The sequence below is a fragment of the Caulobacter vibrioides genome, from assembly GCF_002310375.3.
In the GTDB taxonomy this organism is placed as follows: domain Bacteria; phylum Pseudomonadota; class Alphaproteobacteria; order Caulobacterales; family Caulobacteraceae; genus Caulobacter; species Caulobacter vibrioides_D.
In genome coordinates this window covers 3,157,539-3,182,489 of record NZ_CP023315.3, presented here as the reverse complement: position 1 = coordinate 3,182,489, position 24,951 = coordinate 3,157,539, and the positions used below count along the sequence as shown (strand labels likewise).

23 protein-coding genes and 5 pseudogenes are annotated in these 24,951 nt (G+C 67.7%); 15 read left to right on the top strand and 13 right to left on the bottom strand.

The features are described 5' to 3' along the window. Window positions 1-42 precede the first annotated feature (42 nt). Window positions 43-1,353, top strand: coding sequence for an O-antigen ligase family protein (locus CA606_RS15085; protein ID WP_096050372.1), 1,311 nt, complete (start codon window positions 43-45; stop codon window positions 1,351-1,353). A 69-nt stretch (window positions 1,354-1,422) separates the two neighbouring features. On the opposite strand, the gene CA606_RS15080 is transcribed toward CA606_RS15085, so the two are convergent. Then, entirely contained in the window at window positions 1,423-2,328 is a 906-nt protein-coding gene (locus CA606_RS15080; RefSeq protein WP_096050373.1) for a LysR family transcriptional regulator, read from the bottom strand. A gap of 236 nt (window positions 2,329-2,564) precedes the next feature. Between CA606_RS15080 and CA606_RS15075 the strand changes: the two genes are divergently transcribed. From CA606_RS15075 to CA606_RS15050, 7 genes and pseudogenes are all read left to right on the top strand, one after another. Then, window positions 2,565-3,638, top strand: a complete 1,074-nt coding sequence (locus CA606_RS15075; protein ID WP_181242616.1) for an alpha/beta hydrolase — start codon at window positions 2,565-2,567, stop codon at window positions 3,636-3,638. A gap of 117 nt (window positions 3,639-3,755) precedes the next feature. Beyond that, window positions 3,756-5,483 (top strand): ATP-binding protein, encoded by a 1,728-nt coding sequence (locus tag CA606_RS15070; RefSeq protein WP_096050374.1) that lies wholly within the window; start codon window positions 3,756-3,758, stop codon window positions 5,481-5,483. After that, window positions 5,480-5,621: pseudogene (locus CA606_RS15065) on the top strand (hypothetical protein); the annotation flags it as partial. The gene CA606_RS15070 and the pseudogene CA606_RS15065, both read left to right, overlap by 4 nt. 167 nt (window positions 5,622-5,788) lie before the next feature. Beyond that, window positions 5,789-5,968 carry a hypothetical protein gene (locus tag CA606_RS15060; RefSeq protein WP_096050375.1) on the top strand — a complete coding sequence of 60 codons (180 nt, stop codon included), beginning with the start codon at window positions 5,789-5,791 and terminating at the stop codon, window positions 5,966-5,968. Beyond that, window positions 5,946-6,101, top strand: a pseudogene (locus CA606_RS15055) (hypothetical protein); the annotation flags it as partial. The gene CA606_RS15060 and the pseudogene CA606_RS15055, both read left to right, overlap by 23 nt. 338 nt (window positions 6,102-6,439) lie before the next feature. Continuing rightward, window positions 6,440-6,512: pseudogene (locus tag CA606_RS20675) on the top strand (hypothetical protein); the annotation flags it as partial. A gap of 396 nt (window positions 6,513-6,908) precedes the next feature. Continuing rightward, window positions 6,909-8,813, top strand: coding sequence for a DUF4365 domain-containing protein (locus tag CA606_RS15050; protein WP_181242615.1), 1,905 nt, complete (start codon window positions 6,909-6,911; stop codon window positions 8,811-8,813). A 57-nt stretch (window positions 8,814-8,870) separates the two neighbouring features. Here CA606_RS15050 and CA606_RS15045 read toward each other — a convergent pair whose 3' ends face one another. From CA606_RS15045 to CA606_RS15020, 6 genes and pseudogenes are all read right to left on the bottom strand, one after another. Next, entirely contained in the window at window positions 8,871-9,056 is a 186-nt protein-coding gene (locus CA606_RS15045; protein WP_096050380.1) for a hypothetical protein, read from the bottom strand. Window positions 9,057-9,234: 178 nt separating this feature from the next. Next, window positions 9,235-11,484 (bottom strand): excinuclease ABC subunit UvrB, encoded by a 2,250-nt coding sequence (gene uvrB / locus CA606_RS15040; protein ID WP_096050381.1) that lies wholly within the window; start codon window positions 11,482-11,484, stop codon window positions 9,235-9,237. Window positions 11,485-11,578: 94 nt separating this feature from the next. After that, a pseudogene (locus CA606_RS15035) lies at window positions 11,579-12,129 on the bottom strand (DeoR family transcriptional regulator). Next, window positions 12,126-12,848 carry an SDR family NAD(P)-dependent oxidoreductase gene (locus CA606_RS15030; RefSeq protein ID WP_096050382.1) on the bottom strand — a complete coding sequence of 241 codons (723 nt, stop codon included), beginning with the start codon at window positions 12,846-12,848 and terminating at the stop codon, window positions 12,126-12,128. The pseudogene CA606_RS15035 and the gene CA606_RS15030 overlap by 4 nt, the downstream one beginning before the upstream one ends. Next, window positions 12,845-13,372, bottom strand: coding sequence for a DUF3429 domain-containing protein (locus tag CA606_RS15025; RefSeq protein ID WP_096050383.1), 528 nt, complete (start codon window positions 13,370-13,372; stop codon window positions 12,845-12,847). The genes CA606_RS15030 and CA606_RS15025 overlap by 4 nt, the downstream gene beginning before the upstream one ends. Before the next feature lie 290 nt (window positions 13,373-13,662). After that, window positions 13,663-14,364 (bottom strand): TetR/AcrR family transcriptional regulator, encoded by a 702-nt coding sequence (locus CA606_RS15020; RefSeq protein ID WP_096050384.1) that lies wholly within the window; start codon window positions 14,362-14,364, stop codon window positions 13,663-13,665. A 237-nt stretch (window positions 14,365-14,601) separates the two neighbouring features. Here CA606_RS15020 and CA606_RS15015 point away from each other — a divergent pair, with 237 nt between their 5' ends. Next, window positions 14,602-16,692 (top strand): response regulator, encoded by a 2,091-nt coding sequence (locus tag CA606_RS15015; RefSeq protein WP_096050385.1) that lies wholly within the window; start codon window positions 14,602-14,604, stop codon window positions 16,690-16,692. 6 nt (window positions 16,693-16,698) lie between these two features. On the opposite strand, the gene CA606_RS15010 is transcribed toward CA606_RS15015, so the two are convergent. Then, entirely contained in the window at window positions 16,699-17,067 is a 369-nt protein-coding gene (locus CA606_RS15010; RefSeq protein ID WP_096050386.1) for a c-type cytochrome, read from the bottom strand. A gap of 179 nt (window positions 17,068-17,246) precedes the next feature. Here CA606_RS15010 and CA606_RS15005 point away from each other — a divergent pair, with 179 nt between their 5' ends. Both CA606_RS15005 and CA606_RS15000 read left to right on the top strand, forming a co-directional pair. Then, window positions 17,247-17,576 carry a PadR family transcriptional regulator gene (locus CA606_RS15005; RefSeq protein WP_164468201.1) on the top strand — a complete coding sequence of 110 codons (330 nt, stop codon included), beginning with the start codon at window positions 17,247-17,249 and terminating at the stop codon, window positions 17,574-17,576. Then, a complete protein-coding gene (locus CA606_RS15000; RefSeq protein ID WP_233282156.1) occupies window positions 17,537-18,580 on the top strand; it encodes a hypothetical protein in 1,044 nt (347 codons plus the stop codon). Before CA606_RS15005 ends, CA606_RS15000 begins: the two co-directional genes overlap by 40 nt. 88 nt (window positions 18,581-18,668) lie before the next feature. Here CA606_RS15000 and CA606_RS14995 read toward each other — a convergent pair whose 3' ends face one another. Further along, entirely contained in the window at window positions 18,669-18,932 is a 264-nt protein-coding gene (locus tag CA606_RS14995; RefSeq protein WP_219933439.1) for a hypothetical protein, read from the bottom strand. A 66-nt stretch (window positions 18,933-18,998) separates the two neighbouring features. Here CA606_RS14995 and CA606_RS14990 point away from each other — a divergent pair, with 66 nt between their 5' ends. Next, window positions 18,999-20,111: a cell wall hydrolase gene (locus CA606_RS14990; protein ID WP_181242613.1), complete on the top strand. Its 1,113-nt coding sequence runs from the start codon at window positions 18,999-19,001 to the stop codon at window positions 20,109-20,111. Here the strand turns inward: CA606_RS14990 and CA606_RS14985 are convergent. Next, a complete protein-coding gene (locus CA606_RS14985; RefSeq protein WP_181242612.1) occupies window positions 20,077-20,898 on the bottom strand; it encodes an SDR family oxidoreductase in 822 nt (273 codons plus the stop codon). The genes CA606_RS14990 and CA606_RS14985 overlap by 35 nt on opposite strands. A gap of 179 nt (window positions 20,899-21,077) precedes the next feature. Further along, complete coding sequence (locus CA606_RS14980) at window positions 21,078-21,257, bottom strand: YegP family protein (RefSeq protein WP_096050390.1); 180 nt, start codon at window positions 21,255-21,257, stop codon at window positions 21,078-21,080. Window positions 21,258-21,406: 149 nt separating this feature from the next. Here CA606_RS14980 and CA606_RS14975 point away from each other — a divergent pair, with 149 nt between their 5' ends. Then, window positions 21,407-21,964, top strand: coding sequence for a DUF1003 domain-containing protein (locus CA606_RS14975; RefSeq protein ID WP_096050391.1), 558 nt, complete (start codon window positions 21,407-21,409; stop codon window positions 21,962-21,964). Continuing rightward, entirely contained in the window at window positions 21,961-22,890 is a 930-nt protein-coding gene (locus tag CA606_RS14970; RefSeq protein ID WP_096050392.1) for a carbon-nitrogen hydrolase family protein, read from the top strand. Before CA606_RS14975 ends, CA606_RS14970 begins: the two co-directional genes overlap by 4 nt. Before the next feature lie 190 nt (window positions 22,891-23,080). On the opposite strand, the gene CA606_RS14965 is transcribed toward CA606_RS14970, so the two are convergent. Next, a complete protein-coding gene (locus CA606_RS14965) occupies window positions 23,081-24,034 on the bottom strand; it encodes a GlxA family transcriptional regulator (protein ID WP_096050393.1) in 954 nt (317 codons plus the stop codon). Between the two features lie 94 nt (window positions 24,035-24,128). Here CA606_RS14965 and CA606_RS14960 point away from each other — a divergent pair, with 94 nt between their 5' ends. Then, entirely contained in the window at window positions 24,129-24,809 is a 681-nt protein-coding gene (locus CA606_RS14960) for a DJ-1/PfpI family protein (protein ID WP_181242611.1), read from the top strand. An 11-nt stretch (window positions 24,810-24,820) separates the two neighbouring features. On the opposite strand, the pseudogene CA606_RS20670 reads toward CA606_RS14960, so the two are convergent. Then, a pseudogene (locus CA606_RS20670) lies at window positions 24,821-24,933 on the bottom strand (hypothetical protein); the annotation flags it as partial. Window positions 24,934-24,951 lie beyond the last annotated feature (18 nt).

Here is a 24,951-nt window from a genome sequence, read left to right as displayed (position 1 = left end):
CCATTAACCTCGACGGCGCTGTCGGACCGGAGCCCCTGGGGCATGATCACGCCTACTCGCGTCTCTGATCAGGCGACGGCCATGCCGCTCGACCTGGCCGGCGGCGTCGACTGGCGGCGGATCGACATCACCTTCTGGGCGTGCGTGTTCGCGACGCTGATCTTCAGCCAGTTCTATCTCTTGCTGTTCACGGGCCCCGGCACCGGCGGCGCCACCCCCCAGTCGAGCGCCGCCAACAGCCAGTCAGCCGTGCTGCGGCTGATGTTCCTGCCGGTCTATCTGGTGGTGCTGGTCGCGATCTGCGCGCGGCCGTTTCGCTTTGCGGCGGTGCTGGCGCGGTCCTGGCTGCTGACGGGGCTGCTCGTCATCGCCATCAGCTCCGTGCTCTGGAGCCTGCAGCCCGACGTCACGATCCGCCGCCTGGTCGCGGTCGTCTTCACCACCCTGACCGGCGTGCTTCTGGCCGAGCGCTTCGAGTGGCCCAAGACGCTGGAGGTGCTGGCCTGCACCTACGCCGTCGTCGTGAGCCTGTCGTTCGTCTTCGGGATCTTCATGCCCGCCTATGGCGTGATGTCGGTCGACTTCCCCGGCGCCTGGCGCGGGGTCTACGGGTTCAAGAACCAGTTGGGCTACGCCATGTCGCTGGCCACGCCGACCTTCCTGGCCTGCGCCCTGGCCAACCCCCAGCGCCGCCGTCTGTGGCTGGGCTTTACGGGCGCGGCGCTGCTGCTGATCGTGCTGTCGACCTCCAAGACCGCTCTGGTCTCCTGCCTGGCGGGCATGGCCTTCGTGCCGCTGGTCGCGCTCTGCCGGATCGGCCCTGTGCTGGGGATCGGGGCGATCCTCGCGGCGGTCGGCGTTCTGACGCTGGGCGGGGCGATCTACGCCCTGGCTCCCGAACTGGTCTTCGAGCTCATCGGCCGCGACGCCACCTTCACCGGGCGGACCCTGATCTGGGACGCCATCAGCCGCCAGATCGAGCAGCGCCCGCTGACCGGCTATGGCTATGGCGCGGTGTGGGACGACCTGTCCGGCTGGGGCCCGGTGGCCTGGATCTCGAACGACCAGGGTTTCAAGATCTTCTCGGCGCACAACACCGTGTTGGGCGTCTGGCTGGAGCTGGGCCTGATCGGCGTGACCGCCTGGCTGATGCTGCTGATCGGCGCCTGGCTGAAGGGCCTCTCGCGCCTGGCCACCGCGCCGGCCTATTTCTTCCTGCCGTTCCTGGCCATCTTCACCCTGCACAGCCTCACCGAGTCCGACGCCCTGATCCAGAACGACCTGGGCTGGGTGATCTTCTCGATGACGGTGACCAAGCTGGCCATGCCGTTCCGACGGGCCGAGGGCGCGTAGGCGTCGTTCGAACGCTCGCCCTGGCTAGAGCCCTTTGCGATCACCGCTTCACACGGATCGGAGAGCGCTCTAGGCGAGCGGTTTGAGTTCGCGGACCAGATCGATGAACGCCCGCAAGGCCGCCGGCACCTGGCGACGCGACGAATAGTAGATGTGGAACCCGGGCCCGAGCGGAGCCCAGTCTTGAAGCACCGCCTTCAGGCGTCCTGCGGCCAGGGCCTCGCGCACGACGGGCTCGGCCACATAGAACAGGCCCGCGCCGCCGAGGACGGCCGCTATGCCGACATCCACCTGGTCAACGACCAAGGCGCCCGGCGCGTCGATTTCGAGGTGCTGGTCGCCGCGTTCGAATTCCCAACGATAGATGCTGTCGTCGCCGATCCGGACACGGATGCATCGATGGCTCAGGAGATCGTGAGGCGTCGCGGGAACGCCGTGTCGCTCCAGATAGTCCGGCGCGCCGACCACGAGCCAGCGAATATCGGCGGAGAGCCGTTGCGCGACCATGTCCTCCGGAACCGTCCCGCCATAGCGAATGCCGGCGTCGAAGCCGCTGTCGATCACGTCGATCATCCGATTGCTGACCGAGATTTCGATCTCGACGTCCGGATAGCGCTTGAGGAACTCGGCCATGACGGGCCCCACGAGGTGGACGGCCGCTTCGGTGGGGATGTTGATGCGGACCCGTCCCATCGGGGCGTCGCGGAAGCGGTTGATGCCATCCAGGCCCTGGCCGATCTCGTCGAAAGGCCCCTCGATCGCCTGTCGCAGCGCCTCGCCGGCGGCCGTCAGCGTGACGCTGCGGCTCGTGCGATTGAGCAATCTGACGCCCAGGCGCTCTTCCAGACCGCGCAGCGCATGGCTCAGGGCCGAGGCGCTGATCCCCAGCTCCAGGCCCGCCCTGCGGAAACTGCGATGCCGGGCGATCTCGAGAAAGGCCGAGAGATCAGCCAGGTCAGAACGGCGTAACGGCATGCACGCGGTCTCCAAGTCTCTCCAGCTTCTAGCGCGCCGCTTGGGACAGTCCAGCCTCGCTCGCCCTCCCTGGCGTCTCTCGCGGCGACGCGCCTTGCTGCTCGGGATGGTCTGAAGGCGCGACCAAGGTTGAGTAGAGCTCATCGCGTCGTTCGAGCGTCGGCCTCTTATGGCGGGGCTTGCGGTCTTCCACCTAGGGGGCTGTCGCCGCCGTGCGATCTAGCTCCGGAGCTCCCATGCTGTCGCGTCAGTCCCTTATCCGCAGCGTCGCCTTGTCGGCTCTGGCCATCTTCGCCTCGCCCGCCATCGGCCACGCTGAAGGCGTCAAACCGTCCAGAAAGAAGCCGCCCATGCCGACCCGTGACTGGGACAAGACCTTTCCCAAAAGCAGCGCCGTCGAGCACCGCAAGGTGACGTTCAAGAACCGCTACGGCATCACCTTGATCGGTGATCTCTACACGCCGAAGGCCGCGCCGGCCGGCCGTCTCGCCGCCCTGGTCGTCAGCGGGCCCTTCGGCGCGGTCAAGGAGCAGTCGTCCGGTCTCTACGCCCAGACGATGGCCGAGCGCGGCTTCGTCACCCTGGCGTTCGATCCGTCGTTCACTGGAGAAAGCGGCGGGGAGCCGCGCGACGTCGCCTCTCCCGATATCAACACCGAGGACTTCAGCGCGGCCGTCGATTTCATTGGGCTATTGCCGACTGTGGACCGCGAACGGATCGGCATGATCGGCGTCTGCGGATGGGGCGGCATGGCCTTGAACGCCGTCGCCGTCGACAAGCGCGTCAAGGCCGTCGTCGCCAGCACGATGTACGACATGACCCGCGTGATGTCGAAAGGCTATAACGACAGCATCACGCCGCAAGAGCGCGCGGCGGCGCTGGAACAGCTGAGCCGCCAGCGCTGGCGCGACGCGGAAACGGGCGTTCCGGCCTATCAGCCGGCGTATAACGCCGAGCCGCCCGTCGGCGCGCCGCAGTTCGTGATCGACTATCACGACTATTACGCCACGCCGCGCGGCTACCATCCCCGCGCCGTCAACTCGAAGAACGCCTGGACGGTCACCACGCCGTTGTCGTTCATGAACATGCCGATCCTGACCTATATCGCCGAGATCTCACCGCGTCCGATCCTGTTCATCCATGGCGAGAAGGCCCACTCCCGCTACTTCGCCGAGACGGCCTACGCCGCCGCCGCCGAGCCCAAAGAGCTGATGATCATCCCGGGCGCGGTCCACACCGACCTCTATGATCGGGTTGACGTCATTCCCTTCGACAAGATGGAGAGGTTCTTCCGGCAAGCGCTCGGTTGATGGGGGGCGCGCCTGGAGCGGCCTGGGGCGGATTGTCGCAGGGGGCGAATCCGGGCGCGGTTCCAAGGCGTCCTTAACCGCCGTTCCGCAGGCTGGTCGCCAAAGCGAAGGGGACCCATGGCGCGGCCGCTCTTGGATGACAGTATCGACCTGATCGCCTCGACCGGCCGCCAGGCGCGGCCGGCGCGGCTGGGCATGGCCGTGCTGGTGGCGGGCTTCCTGGGGTTCAACCTCGGGGCCGCGATCGCGGTCGCGTGGTTCGCCGCAGCGATGGTCGCCGAGGTCTACGCCCTGGGCGTCACCCAGTTGTCGCGGCGGCTGAACCTGTCGCCCATGCTGCGGCGCCTGGGCTATGTCACCGCCGTGATCGTCATGGTCGGAGCCTGGACGGCGCTGACCATCGTGCTGTGGACCTCGGCCAACCCGGCCCTGCAGTGGGCCGCCATCTGCTTGGCGGCCGGCCAGTTGATCCACGCCCAGTCGGTGACCTTCCGGGCGCCGACGCTGTTCGCGATCGATGTGGGCATGCCCGCGACCTCGCTGATCGTCATGCCGATCCTCACCGGCGGCTTCTCGCCGGTCCAGATCGCCACCATGATGACCGCCGTGGGGCTGATGCTGCTCTACACCTTCACCAGCGCCGCGGCCAACAATCGCCGAATGATCGCGCTGGAGGCCGCCGAGGCCCAGGCCCTGAAGGCCAGCGAGGCCAAGTCCGCCTTCCTGGCCATGATCAGTCACGAGATCCGCACCCCGATGAACGGCGTCCTGGCCATGGCCGACGCCCTGTCGCGCGCCCAGCTCGACCCCGCCCAGGCCCGCCAGACGGCGCTGCTCAAGCGCTCGGGCGAGGACCTGATGACCCTGCTCAACGACGTGCTGGACATCTCGCGCATCGAGGCGGGCAAGCTGGAGATCGAGCGCCAGCCGTTCGACCTGCCCGAACTCCTGGGCGACCTGCGGGCCCTGTGGGCGACGGCGGCCACGGACAAGGGCCTGGACCTCTTGCTGACCATCGCGCCGGGGCTGGCGGAGCGTCGGCTGGGCGATCCCAATCGTCTGCGCCAGATCCTCTGCAACCTGGTCTCCAACGCCGTCAAGTTCACCCCGTCGGGCCAGGTGGCCCTGCGCGCCCTGCCGGGCCAGACGCCCGAGACGGTGGTCTTCGAGGTCGCCGACACCGGCATCGGCCTGACGCCCGAGCAGTCGGCGCGGCTGTTCCAGTCCTTCTCCCAGGCCGACGCCTCGATCGCCCGCCGGTTCGGCGGCAGCGGCCTTGGCCTGTCCATCTGCAGCCAGCTGGCGGCGCTGATGGACGGGGCGATCACGGTCGAGAGCGCCCCGGGCGCGGGCTCGACCTTCCGCCTGACCCTGCCGCTGCCCGGCCAGGCCCCGGCCGCCGCAGCGATCGACGCCCCCACCGCCGTCGCCCCCACCGCCGTCGCGACGCCCGAGCTGGCCAATCTCGCCGGCCTGCGGGTGCTGGTGGCCGACGACCATCCGGTCAACCAGGCCGTGGCCCGCGCGATCCTCGAGGCCGGCGGCGCCCGGGTCGTCATCGCCGACAACGGTGAGGCCGCCCTGGCCAGCCTGAACACCGCCCCGGCCGACCTGGTGCTGCTGGACCTGCGCATGCCCGTCCTCGACGGCCGCGAGACCGCCCGCCGCATCCGCCGGGGCGAGGCCGGTGACCCGGCCGTGCCGATCATCGCCCTGACCGGCGAGGCCCTGGCCGACGACCCCGCCCGCTGGCGCGCCGACGGCTTCGACGCCGTCCAGCAAAAGCCGGTCGTCGCCCGCGACCTCCTGGCCGCCGCCGCCCGGCTGACGGCGCGGACCGCCTGAAGGCGCGAGCTTCCGAAAATCCTCCCCCCCAGCGGGGGAGGTGTCCGCGCAGCGGACGGTGGGGGAAGTCCTGCTGACCTTGCCTCTTCCCCCTCCGTCGTCCCTTCGGGCCGACACCTCCCCCGCTGGGGGGAGGATTGGGGGCGTTCGCGCCGCGTTCCCGCCTAGAGCTCCCAAGAAGCCTCCCTTCCCCTTGATGGGGAAGGGCCGGGGATGGGGTGACCTGCTGAGCCGGCGGCGGCGCGCGGCCTCGACCGCCGAGATCACCCCACCCCTGCGCCTCGCCATCCGCCAACGGAGGGGGCATGCGTTCGGAGTTCCCTCTTAGAGCTCCCAAGAAGCCTCCCTTCCCCTTGATGGGGAAGGGCCGGGGATGGGGTGACCTGCTGAGCCGACGGCGGCGCGCGGCCTCAACCGCCGAGATCACCCCACCCCTACCCCTCCCCATCGAGGGGAGGGGGCATGCGTCCGGCGTTCCCGCTTAGAGTTCCCAAGAAGCCTCCCTTCCCCTTGATGGGGAAGGGCGGGGGATGGGGTGACCTGCTGAGCCGGCGGCTGCGCACGGCCTCGACCGCCGAGATCACCCCACCCCTACCCCTCCCCATCGAGGGGAGGGGGCGCGTTTCATCGACCTCGCGCCACGCGGCTGCGAGGAGTCGGAAAAGGGCTGCGGAGCGCCGGACCTTCGTCCGGAGTGTGTATGTTGAATACCGTTTCGACGAAGCCGCAACGCTCCGCGCAGCCGTTATCCGGAAGCGTGATCCCGCGACGCTGTTGGCGCCTCGAAACCCTTGAAGCCTCCGACGGGCGGGTCAGGTCGCGAAGCCTGATCCCGGACGGACGCTTTTCAGCGTCCCTGTCGCTCTCACCGGCCGATGTCCAACGTCGTTTCTGTGTTCCAGGGTCGACTACCGCCGGATGAACATCGTTGCGAGGTCTCCCCCGCACCGGCGAGCGCGCCCGCTCGACCGCCCCCCGCCGCCGCAATCGGTCGCTGGCCAACGCGCCCTTTCCCCGCGACGAGGTGGAGCCATTGTGCGAGCGATGACAGCGCCGGGGACAGGTTGGAGTCTGCGGCGGCTAAGGGGTTGAATTTGCGGGCGCGGGGCAGGGGATACGCCCGCGCAGAGGTGCGAACTACCCCTTCTCCCCTCGCAGGAGAAGGTGGCCGCCGCAGGCGGTCGGATGAGGGGGCAGCGTAGGCCCTTGTGACGCTTGAAATGCTTTGGATTGGTACGCTTGCGGTCGGAGCATGAAAGGCGCGGGAATCAGCCGAACCTAGCACTTTCAATCGCTCCGTTTGATCCGGCTTCTTTGAAGGCAACTTGGCTTTCGCACGGCGGCTAGCCTTGATGTCGCGGACGCGGAGCGATGGAGCGACTCGGGAAAGTACAGAGTTCTGTTCGTACAATGGAGAAGGCGTCCATGGCCAATCGCCCCCGATCACATCAGCTCGAAGATCTCTCACGCAATCGCTTTCGCGCTCTAGTGCCATTGCATTGGGTTGTGCGAGACCGGTCCCATGACTACGGCGTGGGCTTCGAAGTCGAGGTATTCTCGCCCGATGGCGAAGCCACTGGGCTTATCTTCTTGGCTCAGCTGAAGGCCACGGACTCGGCAGACGCAGCCGATCGACTAACACTTCCAAACGAAAAGTTAGCCTACCTCTGTGGCCTTGATCTGCCAGTAGCCCTCTTCCGCTACTCCAGTCCCGATGACAGTTGGCGTTGGGCCTGGGTTTTTGATGCCAATGTCTACAATGCGCAGGGCGGGGTTAAGACCGCAACGATCCGGTTCGGTCTTGAGCACGCTTGGTGCGATCAGACTCTTGCAGACCTTGAGCGCACGCTACGGGTCGGGCGGGCACTGAAGAACGCGTATCCGCAACAAAGGGTTGCGCTGGTTCGCGCGGGGCCTATCGCGCCGGTTCGCAGGCAATTCGCAGTCGATGATGCTATCGCCGCGATTATCAATGAAGTCCCTTGCTTGACTGGGGATCGCAAGGCCGTCGATGACTTAATCATCGATGTTGAGGATCATGCGCTAGGCCTGCGCATGCGGCTTGATCGATACGCGTCGGTAGAGATCGCCGAACCCGATCCGAGCGCGTTAAAGGGGGAGTTGCTCTATTCGCTCGTTACGATGCTGCGAGGCTTGGGGCTTCATGTTCAGGCTGAGGTAGCGGCTCGCGCGGTATTGCGCCAAAATCTTACTACCATGGAGCGATCTCTGGCTGCGCGCGCAGTTGCTGCCTTAGCGTCGGACCCCATGGCGGCCTGCGAGCTTGCGATAAGCAACGGCATACACCAACAGCAAGACCCGTCATGGGCGATGGCTTATCATCTTCTTGTAAAGGCCCGAGCACCCAAGGCCGTGAGCGCGCAAGCGGCCCAATGGTTCTGCAGAGAGACCTTGGCCCATGCAAGGGCCACGGGAAAACCTGAGCGCGAAGCCCTGGTTCGCAACAATCTCGCCAACCTTCTTATTGGTTTAGGCGGTCATGAACGCGAGGCGCTTCATCATCTCAATGCTGCGCGTCGTTTGCGGCCGGCCTATATGCGTGCGGACTATTTCCTGGTCGACATTGGTCGGACTCTCTTCAATGCGGGGCGGTATCGTGGCGCGGCGCTTTTCTATCGCGCTGCCTACGAGCGTAAGCATGATCGTGGCGTTCGCTTATTCCTTGCCGATGCTCTGATGTTCGCTGGTCTGGTTGGTGAGGCCAGAGATCATTTTCGCGCCTTGCAGGAGGATATGGAGGAAGGCGAAGGCGCGGAGATCGGCCTCAAGGCAATCCTTTGCGAGATCATAGAGTTAGAGTTCAGTTCCCCTGTCGTACCGGCTCGCAAAGCGGCGGGCGACGCGCGAGCAAGCGCCCTAGTGGGAGATGACCTCAACGACCCGATACTGCTGCGCGAGCTGATCGTATCGCACGACGTATTCAACTTAGTCGCTAACTTCAATCTCGGTCTGACTTCGTCGAAAGCGGGCAATGTTGAGAACGCGGTCAAACATTTCCTGATTTGCGCCTTCAAACGGTCGGGTGACATTGAGGCTTGGCGTAACGCAGTACTGCTATCAATCAGTCTGCAGGATCCTCTAGTAGCGACTGCGATCATCGATTGTGCGATGCGGATGGGCGGACTGGCGGTGCGCGAAGCAGTCCGTCTCGAATTGATAGATCAAGTCGATAGTGAAGCAGCTATCCAAGCCTTGGATCTTGCGATGACAACCGCGTTGGAACTCGCCGGCAAGAAGGAACGCGGAGTGCTATTCCGGCTTCACGATAGCGAGGGAAAACGGCGAATGCTGACGTTTTCGCTTGGGTGACCACCAATCGGCTTGTTTGCCATCAGGGCGTCGTCGATGGTGACGGTCAGGCGCATGTCAGGCCGGGCGGCGGCCGAGGGTGTCCAGCCAGGCGTCGATGTCGGTCACTTCGATACCTTCGCCACGATCCAGCTCGTCCAGGCCTTCCTGGATCAGGGCGCGATAGCGGGCCACGCGCGCGGCCTCGTCAGCGTCAGGCGCTGGGGCGGCGGGCGGGTCGAGGGCGATCTTTCGCGCGGTCATCGACCGAAGGTTAGAACAAAACGGGGGTTTCTCAAAACGGCGTTGGAGCGCGGCGAGCCCCCTCCACCGGCGTTCGCCGGTCCCCCTCCCCCGGTGGGGGAGGAGAGGGGCTTGGGCGCCCGCGCGACCCCTCACCCGGCCGCGGCGCGGCCACCCTCTCCCGCAAGGGGAGAGGGTCTTACAGCCGGCTCTTGCGGAACGCTTCGGCCTGCTCGGCCCGCAGCTCGGCGCGCACGCGTTTGGGCATGGCCTTGTCCACCGCCTCGCCGGGGGCGGTGAGGACCTCGTTGGCGAACTCCAGGTCCATCAGCTTCATGCGCTTGATCTCGTCGCGCAGGCGGGCGGCGGTTTCGAACTCGAGGTTCGCGGCGGCCTCGCGCATCTTGGCCTCCAGGTCCTTGAGCGCGGCCTTGAAGTTGTCGCCGCTGAACGGGCGGTCGTCGGTCTCGGACATGCCCATGGGCACCAGCACGCGGTCGCCGCGCTCGTAGGGGCTGTTGAGGATGTCCTTGATGTCGCGCTTGACGCTCTCGGGCGTGATGCCGTGTTCGAGGTTGTAGGCGTGCTGCTTTTCGCGGCGGCGGGCGGTCTCGGCCATGGCCCGCTCCATCGAGCCGGTGACCCGGTCGGCATAGAGGATGACCTTGCCGTCCACATTGCGCGCGGCGCGGCCGATGGTCTGGATCAGGCTGGTCTCCGAGCGCAGGAAGCCTTCCTTGTCGGCGTCGAGAATGGCCACCAGGCCGCATTCGGGGATGTCCAGGCCCTCGCGCAGCAGGTTGATGCCCACCAGCACGTCGAAGTGGCCCAGGCGCAGGTCGCGGATGATCTCGATGCGCTCGATGGTGTCGACGTCGCTGTGCATGTAGCGGACGCGGATGCCCTGTTCGGTCAGGTATTCGGTCAGGTCCTCGGCCATCTTCTTGGTGAGGACGGTGACCAGGGTGCGGTAGCCCTTGCTGATGGTCTGGCGGATCTCGTCGACCACGTCGTCGACCTGGGAGGCGCCGTCCTTGGAGACCGGGCGCACCTCGACCGGCGGGTCGATCAGGCCGGTGGGGCGGATGACCTGCTCGGCGAAGACGCCGCCGGCCCGCTCCAGCTCCCAGTTGGCCGGGGTGGCGCTGACATGCACCGACTGGGGCCGCATGGCGTCCCATTCCTCGAACTTGAGGGGGCGGTTGTCGAGGGCGCTGGGCAGGCGGAAGCCGTACTCGGCCAGGGTCCATTTGCGGTTGCGGTCGCCCTTGTACATGGCGCCGATCTGCGGAACCGTCTGGTGGCTCTCGTCGGTGAAGAGCAGGGCGTTGTCGGGGATATATTCGAAGAAGGTCGGCGGCGGCTCGCCGGTCTTACGGCCCGACAGATAGCGGCTGTAGTTCTCGATGCCGGCGCACGAGCCGGTGGTCTCGATCATCTCCAGGTCAAAGGTCGTGCGCTGCTCCAGGCGCTGGGCTTCCAGCAGCTTGCCGTTGGCGACCAACCATTCCAGGCGCTCCTTCAGCTCCTCGCGGATGGCGATGATCGCCTGGCGCAGGGTGGGGCGCGGGGTGACGTGGTGGCTGTTGGCGTAGACCTTGATCATCTCGAGGTCGGCGGTCTTCTTGCCGGTCAGGGTGTCGAACTCGCTGAGCGCCTCGACCTCGTCGCCGAACATCGTGACGCGCCAGGCGCGGTCCTCGTAGTGGGCGGGGAAGATCTCGATCGTGTCGCCCCGGCGGCGGAAGGTGCCGCGCTCGAAGGCCTGGTCGTTGCGCTTGTACTGCTGGGCCACCAGGTCGGCGATCAGCTGCTTTTCATCGACCCGCTGCCCGACCTCCAGGGTGAAGGTCATGGCGGTGTAGGTCTCGACCGAGCCGATGCCGTAGATGCACGACACCGAGGCCACGACGATGACGTCGTCGCGCTCCAGGATCGCCCGGGTGGCCGAGTGGCGCATCCGGTCGATCTGCTCGTTAATCGAGGAGTCCTTCTCGATATAGGTGTCGGTCCGGGGCACGTAGGCTTCCGGCTGGTAGTAGTCGTAGTAGCTGACGAAGTACTCGACCGCGTTCTCCGGAAAGAACGACTTCATCTCGCTGTAGAGCTGGGCGGCCAGGGTCTTGTTCGGGGCCAGGATCAGGGCCGGGCGCTGGGTGCGCGCGATGACCTGGGCCATGGTGAAGGTCTTGCCCGAGCCGGTGACGCCCAAGAGCACCTGGTCCTGGTCACCGTTCTCCAGGCCCTCGACCAGTTCGGCGATGGCGGTCGGCTGGTCGCCGGCGGGCTGGTAGTCGCTGACCAGCTTGAAGGTCTTGCCGCCCTCGGACTTGCTGGGGCGCGCCGGGCGGTGCGGGGTCCACAGCGCCGGGATCGCTCCGCCCGGAACCGTGTCCAGCACGAAGGGCGTCGAGACGTCAGAGACGCCGGAGGTGTCGCGAGAAGGCATGGCGTCAAGTTAGGAGCGCGCGGGGGCGAAGGCTAGGGGGCCTGCTGACGGAGACTGGCAGCAGGCTGGCGGTAGGCGGCCCGGCGCGCACCCCTCACGCCGCCATATTGGCGATGTGCTGGCGGTTGATGCGGATGACGCCGAGTTGCTCCAGCGACAGCAAAAGCCGCCACAGCTGCGACAGCTCCAGGCCCAGCGACCGGCGCATGGCCGGGCTCTCCAGGGCCTTGAGGTCGATGGCGAGGCCGGCGCTGAGGCCGCTGCGCTCGCCGTCGTCGTCCTCCAGCGGGCCCATGCGCTCGACGAGACCGCGGGCGACCAGGGCCTTGAGGCGACGGCGGACGGTCTCGCTGGAGACGTTCAGGGCTGCGGCCACGCCCTCGATCGACACCGGGTGACGCTCGTCGCCGGCCTCGGGATCGTTCAGGTCGGCGCGGCGGCTGGCGGGCAGGTGCTGCAGATTGGCGGCGGCGATCGTGTGGACGATCAGGAACTCCAGGGGATCCAGATCCATCGCCCGCTGTCGGGCGTCGATCCAGTTGAGGACGAAGGTCGTGGTCGTGCGGCGCACCGCGCGGGCGACATCGCTGGGGATCAACATGCGGGCGTCTCCGAAAAGGGTTGGGAAGGGGGCGAGCGTCTCACCAGGGGATGGGCTGGCCGTCATGGGCGAAGAAGCCGCCGCTGTCGGCGGGCTCCAGCTGGGACAGCACCTTGAGCAGGCGCTGGGCGGCGTCGTCGGGGGTGAACAGGGTCTTGGGCGAGCGCGCGAACGGGGCGCTGAGGTCGGTGGCGACCGTGCCGGGGTGCAACACCACGCAGACGGCGCGCGGACGCTCGCGTTGCAGCTCCAGCGCCTGGCAGCGGATCATCATGTTCAGCGCCGCCTTGCTGGCGCGATAGGCGTGCCAGCCGCCCAGACGGTTGTCGCCGATGCTGCCGACCCGCGCCGACAGGGCGGCGATGACGCTTGGCTCGTCCTTGGGCAGCAGCGGGGCCAGGTGCTTGGCGACCAGGCTGGGGAGGACGGCGTTGACCTCAAACAGGCGCTGCATCGACGCGGCGCTGACCGCCCGCATGCTCTTTTCAGGGGCTAGGTCGGTGTCATGCAGCAGGCCGGTGGCGATCAGCAGCAGGCCAAGGGTCCCCCGCTCGCGCAGTTGGCGGGCGAGGTCGGCCAGGGCGGTCTCGTCCAGCAGGTCCATCGTCAGGAACGGCGTGCGGGGGTCGTCTGGCCAGTCGTCGGGACGAGCGCGGCCCACGCCGATCACCGCGCTCCAGCCGGGCTCGACCGCCAGGCGGGTCACGAAGGCGCGACCGAGGCCGCCGCTGGCCCCGACAACAACGGCCAGGCGAGAGGTCATGCGGGCAGGCTCGCCACCAGCGCGCCGACCAGCAGCGCGCCGCAGGCCACCACGGTCAGCGGCAGGCGCAGCTTGCGATACCAGTCGGGCAGGGTGCGCGCCGTCATGTCCCAGGCGCCTTGCGCCGCGAGGGCCAGGGCCAGGCCCAGGAGACCGGCGGAGACCACGGCGGGCGAGCCGGCGGCGGCCACCAGGGCTGCGACCGCGAAGCCGACGATCGGCGGGGCCATGGCGATCACCAGGGTGGCGATGTCCGCCCGGGCGCCCAGCGCGGCGTGGGCGGCGCGGACGCCGCCGAGGAAGGCCAGGATCGCGCCGGCATAGGCGGCCTGGGCGATCCAGGCCGCTCCGGCCGGGATCAGGCCCGTCAGGACCAGGAGAGGCGGCGCGACGAACGGGATCAGACCCAAGGCGCCGAGAAGCGCCATGGCCTTGGCCGCGTCGGCGCCCGCGCGCGTCGTGCTTTCGCCGCGGGGCTCGAGGATATGGATCGCGCCGTCCATGCTGGCGTCTCCCTCGGTCAAACCTGATCGAAGGTTATTTAGTGTATCAGTTGGTATAAAGAAAGGGCGGCAAACCGCTTAAGGGTTTGCGGTGGCGCTTGGAGCGTTTTCTGGAGCGACGTGGTCCCGGTTCGGGTGAAGAAAACGCGCCGAAATCAAGGCTGGGTTTCACGGCCTGACGCAATCAGGTCGCGCGCGCTGAAGCGCTTTCCGATCTGATTGAACCAATCGGGTCGGATAAAAAGGGATTTTTTCAAGAGTTTAGAGCGTTCTTCAAGCCGATCACCGCTTCACGCTGATCGGAGAACGCTCTAGCGCCAATCGGCCGCAGCCAGGGCCGGCGCCGGCGGCTCGTCGGTTCCCCACACAGGCGGTGAGGTGGCGAAGGCGCGCAGGAACGCGCCGCAGGTGCTGGCGATCAGCTTTTCCAGGCTCATGGCGCGCAGGTGAGCGCCCTCCAGCTGGTCCTGGTGCAGGCAAGCCAGAAGCAGCGGCGACACCAGTTGCAGCGCCGCCATGCGCGGATCGACGTCGGCCCGCATCTCGCCGCGCGCGATATGCAGTTGAAGACGCGCCTCCAGCGCCTGCAGGGTCGGCTCGACGATGTGCTCCAGGGCCGGGCGCCCGTAGCTGGGATCCATCAGGCCTTCGGCGAGGCTGAGAGCGAAGACATCGCCCAGACGAACCGTCTTCTCGGCCCGCAGCGCATTGACCAGGCTGCGCGCATAGGTGTGGATCGAGGCCTCGAAGGGCAGATCGCTGGCGCGCTGAGCCTCGAGGCCGATGCGCCCGCGTCGCAGGCACTCCTCCAGCACCGCATCGATCACCGCGCGGCGGTCGCCGAAATAGTGGCGCAGGGTCGGCGGCGACACCTCGGCGGCGGCGGCGAGGTCGCGAAAGCTCGCGCGCTCGCCCCCACGCGCCATGAGGTGCAGCGTCATCTTCTCCAACAAGTCGCGGCGCTTGGCCTCGTGACCGAGATCCTTTGCGCCCTTGGTTCTGGACAAGGTGATCGTCCCCCTTCGCCGTGCAAGATACTGTCGCCGTTGAGGTCACGCAAACCTTGGCCCCCTCGAAATCCAGGGGGATCGCGGACGCGGCGGTCTTTCGAGGCCGCATCCGCGTCCGGCGTGTCAGCGCGCCGCCTGCGTCAAAAAGCGACATCTCCGCCACCCCACACGAAGGGCGCGGATAACCCCAAATCAAGTACTAAGACCCTCGGCGCTGAGTTTGGGGGTGCGGTCGCAGCGATGGACAAGTCTGTAACGGCACGGGAGATCGCCCGAGTTCGGGCGCTCCTGGACCTTGGCATCCTGGATACGCCGCCCGAGCCGGAGTTCGACGACATCGTCCACGCCGCGCAGGACGCCTGCCAGGCGCCGATCGTCGTCGTGTCGCTGATCGATGATCATCGCCAGTGGTTCAAGGCCCGGGTCGGCATCGATATCTGCGAGACCGAGCGGGAGGTGTCGTTCTGCGCCCATGCGGTGGCCCAGGCCAGCACGCTCCTGGTGCCGGACGTGACGCTGGATCCGCGGTTCAAGGACAACCGGCTCGTGACCGGCCCCGAGCACGTCCGCAGCTATGCGGGCGCGCCGATCGTCACCGAGCAGGGCGTCGCCATCGGCGCGGTCGGCGTGATCGACCAACGCACGCGCGACTGGTCGGCGAAGGAGGTTCAGGCCCTCGAACGCCTGGCCAGGATCGCCGCGCGTCTGATCGAGATGCGGGCGCGCTGCGAACTGGCCGACGTCCAGGCGCAGCAACTGCTGAACCTGGCGGCCGAAGGGGTGCAGTTCCGGACGATCTTCGCGGCCATGCGCGAGGGGGTGGTGCTGCAGGACCGGAGCAGCACCATTCTGCGCCATAACCCCGCCGCCGCCGCGCTGCTGGGCCTGACCCACGACCAGTTGCTGGGAAAGAGCTCGATCGACGACGACTGGCGGATCGTCGACGCCGCCGGAGCGCCGCTTCCGGTCGAGGCCCAGCCCTCGATGGTGTGCCTGGCCACGCAAGAGCCGGTCCTGAACTTTGTTCTGGGGGTGCAGCTGCCGGACGGCGCGCTGCGCTGGCTCAGCGTCAATTCGCTGCCGATCTTCGACAAGATCGGCGAGCCGCCGAACCTGACCGTCACCTCGTTCATCGACGTGACCGAGCTGCGCGAGCGCGAGACCGAGCTTCGTGACGCCCTGGAGCTGGCCGAGCGCGCCAGCCAGGTCAAATCCCAGTTCGTGGCCAATGTCAGCCATGAGATCCGCACGCCACTGAACGGGGTGATCGCCCTGGCCTCGGCCCTGCGCCAGAGCGCTTTGACCGATCGCCAGCGCGAGATGGTCGAGATCATCGTCGAGTCCGGGACGACCCTGGAGTCGATCCTCAGCGCCCTCCTGGACCTGGCCAAGATCGAGGCCGAGCGCATGGAGCTGGAGGTCGTGACCTTCGGGATCGAGGACCTGGTGCGTTCCTCGACCGACCTCTTCAAGATCAAGGCCGACAACAAGGGGCTGGGGTTCGACGTCTCGGTGATCGCCCCGCCCGGCGCGCGCTATCGCGGCGACGCCCAGAAGATCCGCCAGATCCTCTGGAACCTGCTGGCCAACGCCATCAAGTTCACCGACGCGGGCGAGATCGCCGTCAGCGTCAAGGTCGACGGCCCGGACGAGGCGGCCCAGACCCTGCTCATCGAGGTGCGCGACACGGGCGTGGGCCTCTCGCCGGACATGGAGCGCGTGCTCTTCGAGCCCTTCATCCAGGGCGACGCCTCGGTGACGCGCCGGTTCGGCGGCACGGGACTTGGACTGACGATCTGCCGCGCCCTGGCGCGCATGATGGGCGGCGAGATCGAGGCGGTCGCCGGCGCGGCGCGGGGCAGCGTGTTCCGCGTGCGCGTGCCGGTCTCGACCGCCGAGCCCGAGGCCTCGGCGGCGGTCGAGGGCGAGGCCGATCTGGCCGCCGCCATGAAGATCCTGCTGGTCGAGGACAATCCCAACAACCGCCGCGTCGTCGAGCTCTTGCTGGAGCCGACCGGGGCGGAGCTGGTGATGGCCGAGAACGGCGCCGAGGCGCTGACCCTTCTGGCCGCCCAGCGCTTCGACCTGATCCTGATGGACATGCAGATGCCGGTGATGGACGGCCTGACCGCGACCCGGGAGGTCCGGCGCCTGGAGGCCGGCGCCGAGGAGGGGGCTGCGCCCACGCCGATCGTGATGATGACCGCCAACGCCTCGCGCGAGCATCGCGACGCGGCCTTCGCCGCCGGGGCCGACGGGTTCATCACCAAGCCGGTGACGCCTGCGACCCTCTATGCGGGCATCAACACTGCGCTGACGGCGGCGGCCTGAGCAGGGTCAGCGTGGGTCCAGGCTGAGCAGATAGGCCTTGAGGTCGGCGCGCTGGTCGTCGTCGAACTTAACCTGCGGCATGCGCGGATGGGTGTGGGGCGAGCCCTCCTCGGGCGGCGATTGGGGCGACAGCATGCCTTCGGACAGCACCTGGTCGACCCCGCCGGGCGGGTAGCGCAGATAGAGCTTGGCGAAGGCCGGCGCGCCGGGAAGGGCGCTTCTCAGGCCGCTCACGGCGTGGCAACCGCCGCAGTGGCGCTGGGCCAGCTTCTGGCCATTGGCCGCCGAGGCCTGGGCGGCGGCCGAGGTCGCTGCGACCAGAAGGCCGCCCGCGAGCAGGGCGGTGGCGGCGAAGGTGCGGATCGTGCGCGGCATCGGCGAGGCTCCTGGTCCCCTGAAGACTACGTCAATCCGCCCGCGGGGGTATTGGGTACGAACACCTATCAATGCGGCGCGCACGAACGCCGTTCCGTGGGCGTTGACACGCGTTTGTACTGTGTGACATACAGTGTTTATCGCACACCATGTGCCACACACTATGCGTCGTACACCCTATGCCCACCGATACGGACATCTTTGAATCGCTCCGCCAAGAGCTGCGGCGGGGAACGCTGATCCTCGCCGTGCTCGCCCAGCTTAGGGAGGAGCGCTACGGCTACAGCCTGCGTCAGGCGCTTTCGGGCGTGGGCGTGGAGATCGACGAAGGCGCGCTCTATCCGATGCTGCGCCGGCTGGAGGCTCAAGGGCTGCTGGCCAGCGAGTGGCGCGAGGAAGACAAGCGCAAGAAGCGTTTCTATCAGCTGTCGAGCGAGGGGAGGGCCGTGCTGGCCCGCCTCGCCGACGAATGGCGCGCCATCAACGCCGCCCTGGAGCCGCTGTTGTGAGCGCGGCCACTCTCACCAAAGGACCCCATGACATGAGCGATCTGGTCGATCGTTACCTGGGCGCCGTCGCCGCCCTGCTGCCCAAGGACTCGCGCCAGGACATCGTCGCCGAGCTGCGCGACCTGATCGTCAACCGCGTCGAGGAGCGGGAGGCGGCCCTGTCCCGCCCGCTCGACAAGCGCGAGATCGAGGCGCTGCTGCGCGAGATCGGTCACCCCATCGCCGTGGCCGGTCGCTATGGCCCGCGCACCGCGCTGATCGGACCGGAGATCTATCCGTTCTGGCTGTTCGGCGTGAAGGTGCTGCTGGCGGTGGCCGCCTTGGCGGCGGTGATCCCGGCGGGCGTGGCCCTGCTGACGGCGCATGGCGACGCGCGCCTGGTGGCGCGGACGTTCAACGACTTCATCCCGACCGCGCTCAGCCTGATCGGCGCGGCGACCCTGATCGGCGCCGCCATCGAGCGCGGCTGGATCAAGACCGACGGGTTCAAGAACTGGAAGGTCAATGACCTGCCCAAGGTCCCGAAGACCAAGAAGTGGTTCTTCGAGAGCCTGTTCGAGGGTCTCTTCGAGGTGGCGGTCACCCTGCTGTTCATCGGCTGGTGGACCAAGCTGGTGGACTTCCCCGACAGCAACGTCATCGCCACGCGCGACGGCGAGATCGTCCTAAGCTTCTCGCCGATCTTCCAGACCCTGTATTGGCCGATCCTGGTCATGGCGGTGGTGCAGGTGATGTCGGGCCTGATCCTGGTGGTCAAGCCGGGCTGGGTGCGGGCGCGGGCGGGCTTTGAGATCGTCGGCGGGCTGATCGGCCTGGCCATCGCCGCCGCCCTCTGGCCGGCCATGCCGCTGGTCACCCTGGTCGCGCCGGAAGCCACGGTGGCGGGTCTCGCCAACCTGCAGAGGACGGTGGAGATGAGCCTGCAGATCGGCCTTTGGGTCGCCGTGGCGATCATTCTGCTGAAGCTGATCATCGACGGCTGGCGCCTCATCCGCGGGCGCTGATCCAGGACCAGCGGGGGGCTCGCCAGAGTCCCCGCATCGGCCTTGGCCGTTAACCTTGTGTCGTTGCCGAGTAACGATAAGTCTCGGCTCAGATTCCGCCCGGATCGGCGCAACACAGGCATGGCAAGGCTTTCGCGGCGGCAAAAAAACGACGATCGGGCTTCTCGAGCTTTTCGCGAGGATTCAAGGCGTTAACGATTAGACTGTGCGACGCAAGCGCGCACAGCCCGTGTCGCGGCGCGTCCAGTGCTTGCGAGTCGGTCACCGATACGTCATAAGCCGCTACAAGCAGGATCTTGGCCACAGCGTGATACGGCCAATCCTCCGCTTCGGAAGAGTCTCCGCCGGTCATTTTCGCGGGGTTTCCGAGGCGCTTTTGTCGGGGAGCCGGAGGCTCTCGCCGCGCAGGACACGAGTTTTGTATATCAAGTCGCAGACGCGCGCGGATGCGCGCGGGCTGGTCGGCGCCGTATTGGTGGGATCCATCACGGGTCTCGCCCTGGGCGGCGTTTACCTTCTGGGTGGCCTGGCCCAATCGGCCTCCACCCACGCCCGTGTCGCCCGATTGGCGGAAGGCGCTTCGGGAGATTTCTCCGAGGCGGCGATGCTCAGCGCGTCTACGCGTATGGACCCCGGCGCGCTCGCCGTGGCCAAGCGTCATGATCCCTATCTCTTCGCCGCCGTCGATCAGCGTGATCGTCAGTCGGCCATGCTGGCCGCCCGTCTTGAAGGCGCCGGCTCGACCCTGCTGCCGGGCCAGAGCGGCCGCACCGGCCCGCTGATGCTGCGCGCCAGCTTCGGCACCATGTTCAATGGCGGCGGCGCGGGTCCGTTCCAGCTGGGCAACGCCCTGCAGAGCTCGCGCGAGCTCGAATGCCTGGCCCAGGCCGTCTATTACGAAGCCCGTGGCGAGACCCCCAGCGGCCAGGCGGCCGTGGCCCAGGTCGTTCTGAACCGCGTGCGTCACCCGGCCTTCCCGAAGTCGATCTGCGGCGTCGTGTTCCAGGGCGCCTACAACCGCACGGGCTGCCAGTTCAGCTTCGCCTGCGACGGCTCGATGCGCCGCGCCCGCGACATCGGCGCCTGGAGCCGGGCTCGCAAGGTCGCCACCCGCGTCGTGGCTGGCACGATCGAGAGCCCCGTCGGCTCGGCCACGCACTTCCACACCGTCCATGTGTCGCCGGGCTGGGGGCTGCGCCTTCAGCGCGTGACCCAGGTGGGCATGCACATCTTCTATCGCTTCGGTCGCCGCAGCGGCGGTTCGATCCAATCCCCGACTGTGGACGACATCGCGCCGTCCGAGATCGCCAGCCTGACGGCCGACGGTCACGGCCCGGTGGCCTATGCCAGCCTGGCGCGTCCGGAGCTCGCCAATGGCGCGCCGGGCGTCGGCGGGCCCCTCGGTCCGGTCAGCGAACCGGCGTCCGCGCCGGCGCTGACGCCGGCCAAGGCCAGCGCGCCGACCCATGACAAGCCGGCGCTGGACGGTCTGAAAGCTACAGTAGGGGCCGGGAGCGGAGCTGCTTCCTAAGGCTGCCCGGCATGTGGCTGGCGGCGAAGCGCATCTGCTTGGCCCGCTTGCCCACCAGGTAGTGCAGCGCCTTGCCGTGGGCGGCCTCCCAGACCACCTGGGCTGCGTCCTCGACGGGATAGACCTCCAGCCCGCCGGCCTTCAGCGACTCCGACATCGATTTGTTGGAGCCGTCCGAGGCCGCGTTGAGGATCGGCGTCTCGACGAACCACGGCATGACGCAGGCGACGCTGACGCCGTAGGCGGCGTACTCGACGTCCAGAGCCTCTGACAGCCCCCGCACCGCGAACTTGGTGGCCGAATAGACCGCAAGCTTCGGCGAGCCATAGAGGCCCGCGCACGAGGCCACATTGATCAGTCGCCCGCCGGCCGCCTTCAACAGCGGCAGGCCCGCGCGGGCGCCGTTGATCACGCCCTTGATGTTGATGTCGATCTGGATGTCGCAATCGGCGTCGGACATCTCGTTCAGCATGCCAAAGCGCGCGACGCCGGCATTGTTCAGCAGGGCGTTCGCCTGGCCGCCGGTCTCGCGTCCGAACTCGCCGATGACGTTCTCCCAGGCCTCGCGGTCGCGGACGTCCAGGGGATGGATCGAGCCGTTCTCCGGGCCGATGGCCAGCAGGGCGGCCTTGAGCCCCACCTTGTCGATGTCCGACAGGCCGACGAACCAGCCCTCCTTGGCGAAGCGCTTGGCGCAGGCCAGGCCGATGCCGCTGGCCGCGCCCGTGATGAAGATGCTCTTGCGCCCGTTCGCCGGCATGGACCCCTCCCGTATCATTGTTATCAATGATCAGATGCCGAACGGACGGAGGGGTCAAGGGGCGGAAGACAGATCCTCCCCCGCGTTGCGGGGGAGGTGGCCCAGAGGGCCGGAGGGGGCGAGCAGGGCCGACGCCGCAACGGCCCCCTCAGTCGGCTTTGCCGACAGCTCCCCCGCATCGCGAGGGAGCCTCTGGTCCGGACCGATCAGTCCGTCTGGTCGTCGATCTCGGCGTCCGGGCCGTTCTTCTTGATCGACTCGATGGCGTTCTTGGCCGAGGCCTTGGACGCATAGCCCTCGGTCCAGAAGATGGTTTCGCTGTTGTAGGTAAAGTAGGCGACGAACTCGCCGGCCTTGTTCTTCTTGATTACGAACTTATGGGCCATGGCGCTTCTCCTCTGAGGGTGTGAATCTGGTCGGCCCCACCCGACGGTCAAAGCGTCGCCTTGCCGAGGCGGGCCTGTCAATCGCGGCCTTGTCACGTTCGGGGCGCGCCGCCGATGATGGGGTCCGCGTCCTCGCCGAGTCTCTTCCCATGTCGCACGACCGCCTCGACCAGCTTTCGATGGACCTGCTGGGCAAGTCCTACGCCGATCTCAACGACGTCCAGAAGCGGGTCATCGACCTGATCCTGGCCGAGCAGCCCTCGGATCCGCGCACCATCCTCGACGAGGGGACCTTCTGGACGCGTCTGGCCGACAAGGTCGCGGCCATCGGCGGCTCGTGGAGCTTCATCGGCGGCTTTGGCCTGGCGCTGCTGCTGTGGATCGGGGTGAACCTGGCGCTCAAGCCGCTGCACCTGGCGTTCGACCCCTATCCGTTCATCTTCCTGAACCTCCTGCTCTCGACCGTGGCGGCGATCCAGGCCCCAGTGATCATGATGAGCCAGAACCGCCAGGCGGCTAAGGATCGGCTGTCCGCCGAGCACGACTATGCGGTCAACCTGCGCGCCGAGCTGGAGATCATGCGGGTGATCGACAAGCTGGACGCCCTGCGCAGCGACGAGCTGATGGTGCTATGCCGCGAACACGCCGAACGTCTGGCGCAGCTGCAGGACGAGGTGGCGATCCTGCGGGCGGAGCGGGGCGGATGAGTCTGACCGTCGCCACCGTCCAGTTCGCCGTCTGCGCCGACATCGCCGCCAATCTGGCGGCGATCGAACGCCTGATGCGCCAAGCCCGGGCGGGCGGCGCGGACGTCATTCATGTCCCGGAAGCGGCCCTGTCGGGCTATGCCGGCGTCGATTTCGCAAGCTTCGACGGCTTCGACGGCTTCGACGGGTTCGACTGGCCGCGCCTGGAGGCCGCGACCCGTAGGGTCATGGACCTGGCCGGCGAACTGAAGCTTTGGACCATCCTGGGCTCGGCCCATCCGCTGTCCGAAGGGCGAAAGCCGCACAACTGCGCCTATGTCATCGACGCCTCGGGCGCGCTGGTCGACCGTTATGACAAGCGGTTCTGCGCCGGCGACGCGGCGGGCCTGACCGGGGACCTGGCCCACTATACGCCGGGCGACCACTTCGCCGTCTTCGAGATCAACGGCGTGCGCTGCGGCGTGCTGATCTGCCACGACTATCGTTATCCGGAACTCTACCGCGCCTATCACCGGCTGGGCGTGCGGCTGATGTTCCACGGCTTCCACGCGGGCGGGCTCTCGGTCGAACGCTTCGCGGCGATGGAGGCTGACGTCGGAAGCCATCACCTGACCGGCGGGACGACGCTGCCGGCCATCACCATGCCGGCGGGCATGATCGCCAGCGCCTCGAACAACAATATGTGGATCAGCTGTCCGAACTCGTCGGCGCCGCGAAGCTGCTGGCCCTCGTTTTGTGTGAGGCCGGATGGCGTGATCACCGGGGCCTTGGAGCCCGAGACCGAAGGGGTTCTGCTGTCGCTGATCGACCCCGACGCGCCGATCTACGACAGCACCTTAGCCTGGCGGGGCCGCGCGATCGACGGGGTGCTACATTCGGGGGAGGTTGCGGACGATCCGAGATCGCGGGACCGGAGAGGGCTTTAGGGGGCGGCCAATCAGAATCCCTCTCTCATGGAGAGAGGGAGGGGCCCGCCGCGAAGCGGTGGGAGGGTGAGTGGGTACGCGCTTTCCGGACAGGGCAGGGTCGAAGAGCGGCTGAACGGTCTGAGGGGGCGCGGCTGACCTCGTAACCACTCACCCTCCCGCGCCTTTCGGCGCGGGCCCCTCCCTCTCTCTAAGAGAGAGGGATCGCGACAGCCCGCGCCCGTCGCAGCGCCTGGGGCGGCTGTCCGAACGCCCTGATGAACGCCCGCCGCATCCGCTCCGGATCGCCAAAACCCGTCTCCAGCGCCACGTCCTCGACCTGCAGCGGCTGGCTGTCGAGCAGAGCCCGCGCGGCTTCGACGCGCAGGCGTTCGATGGCCTTGGCCGGGGTGACGCCGGTCTCCTGGGCGAACAGGCGGGCGAAGTTGCGCGGGCTCATGGCGGCGCGGTCGGCCAACTGTTCGACGGTCAAGGGCTCGGACAGGTTCTGGCGCGCCCAGGAGAGCAGGGCGTCGAAGCGGCCGGGGCGCAGGTCAATGAGCGCCGAGTGCTGCGACTGGCCGCCCGGGCGGTGGTGATAGACCACCAGTTGCTGGGCCGTGCGGCGGGCGACGGCCTCGCCCTCGTCGGCGCCGATCAGGGCCAGGGACAGGTCAATGCCGGCGGTGATGCCCGCCGAGCTCCACACCGACCCGTCCTGAACCCAGATGCGGTCGGGCTCGAGCTTGATGTTGGGGTAACGGCGCTGGAAGTCCTTGGTCCGGCTCCAGTGGGTGGTGGCGCGCTTGCCGTCCAAGAGGCCCGCCTCAGCCAGAACATAGGTTCCTGAACAGACGCTGGCCACGCGGCGGGCCGAGCGGCCGGTCTGGCGGACAAAGGCCAGGGTTTCGGGGCAACTGGCTGGAACCTTCACGGCGTCGCCGCCGGCGATCAGCAGGGTGTCCAGCGGCGGGGCCTCGGCCAGGGCCTTGGTCTGTACGACCATGCCCGAGGTGCTGGGGACGAGACCCCCGCGCAGCGACAGAAAGTGCAGGCTGTAGGCGCCCGGCGTCAGCCGGCCGGCGATCTCGAACGCCGCGATCGGGCCGGTGGCGTCCAGCAGCTGGAAGCCCGGATAGACGAGAAAGCCGATCGCGCGGGACATGGCGGACGCCTTGGCTGAAATCGCGGGAACTATGTCATTTCCGCCAGCGCCCCGTCGAGTCATCTTCGCGCGAGACTGTGACGGAGACCATCGCATGAGCCAGACCCTGCAGATCGTGATCGCCCTGTTCCCGGGTGTCACGCACCTGGACTTCACCGGCCCGCATCAGGTGCTCTGCCGCCTGCCCGGCGCCAAGGTCACCGTGGCCAGCCTGGCCGGCGGCGAGATCGAGGCCGACGGCCTGGTGTTCGCCCGCCTGCCCAGGCTGTCGGACATCGAGACCTGCGACGTGCTGATCGTGCCGGGCGGCTTTGGCACGACCCAGGCGATGGGCGATCCTGACTTTATCGCGGAGATCCGGCGACTGGCCGATGGCGCGCGCTATGTCTGCTCGGTGTGCACCGGCTCGCTGGTGCTGGCGGCGGCGGGGCTCTTGAAGGGCAAGCGGGCGGCCTGCCACTGGGCCTGGCGCGACCAGCTGGCGCTGTTCGGCGCCATTCCCGACGCCGCGCGGGTGGCGCGGGACGGCCGCTACATCACCGGCGGCGGAGTGACGGCGGGCATCGACTTCGCCTTGACGCTGATCGCCGAACTGGCCGGCGAGGAGATGGCCCAGGGCATCCAGCTGGCCGTGGAGTATGCGCCGGCCCCGCCGTTCAACGCGGGGCGGCCCGAGACTGCGCCGGCGGCGGTGCTGGAGCGGATCACGGCGCTTTACGGCCAGGGCATGGACGAGCGGGTGGCGGCGGCGAAGGCGGCGGCGGGGGTGTTGTAGGTTCCGAGTTCAAGTACCGTGTCATCCCGGGCGGCGGAGCCGACCCGGGACCCAGGGGCCAAGCGCAGTGAGGCCGCCCCTGGGTCCCGGCTCTCCGCGCTGCGCGCTGCGGCCGGGATGACACGGTTTTTTTTGAGGTGAG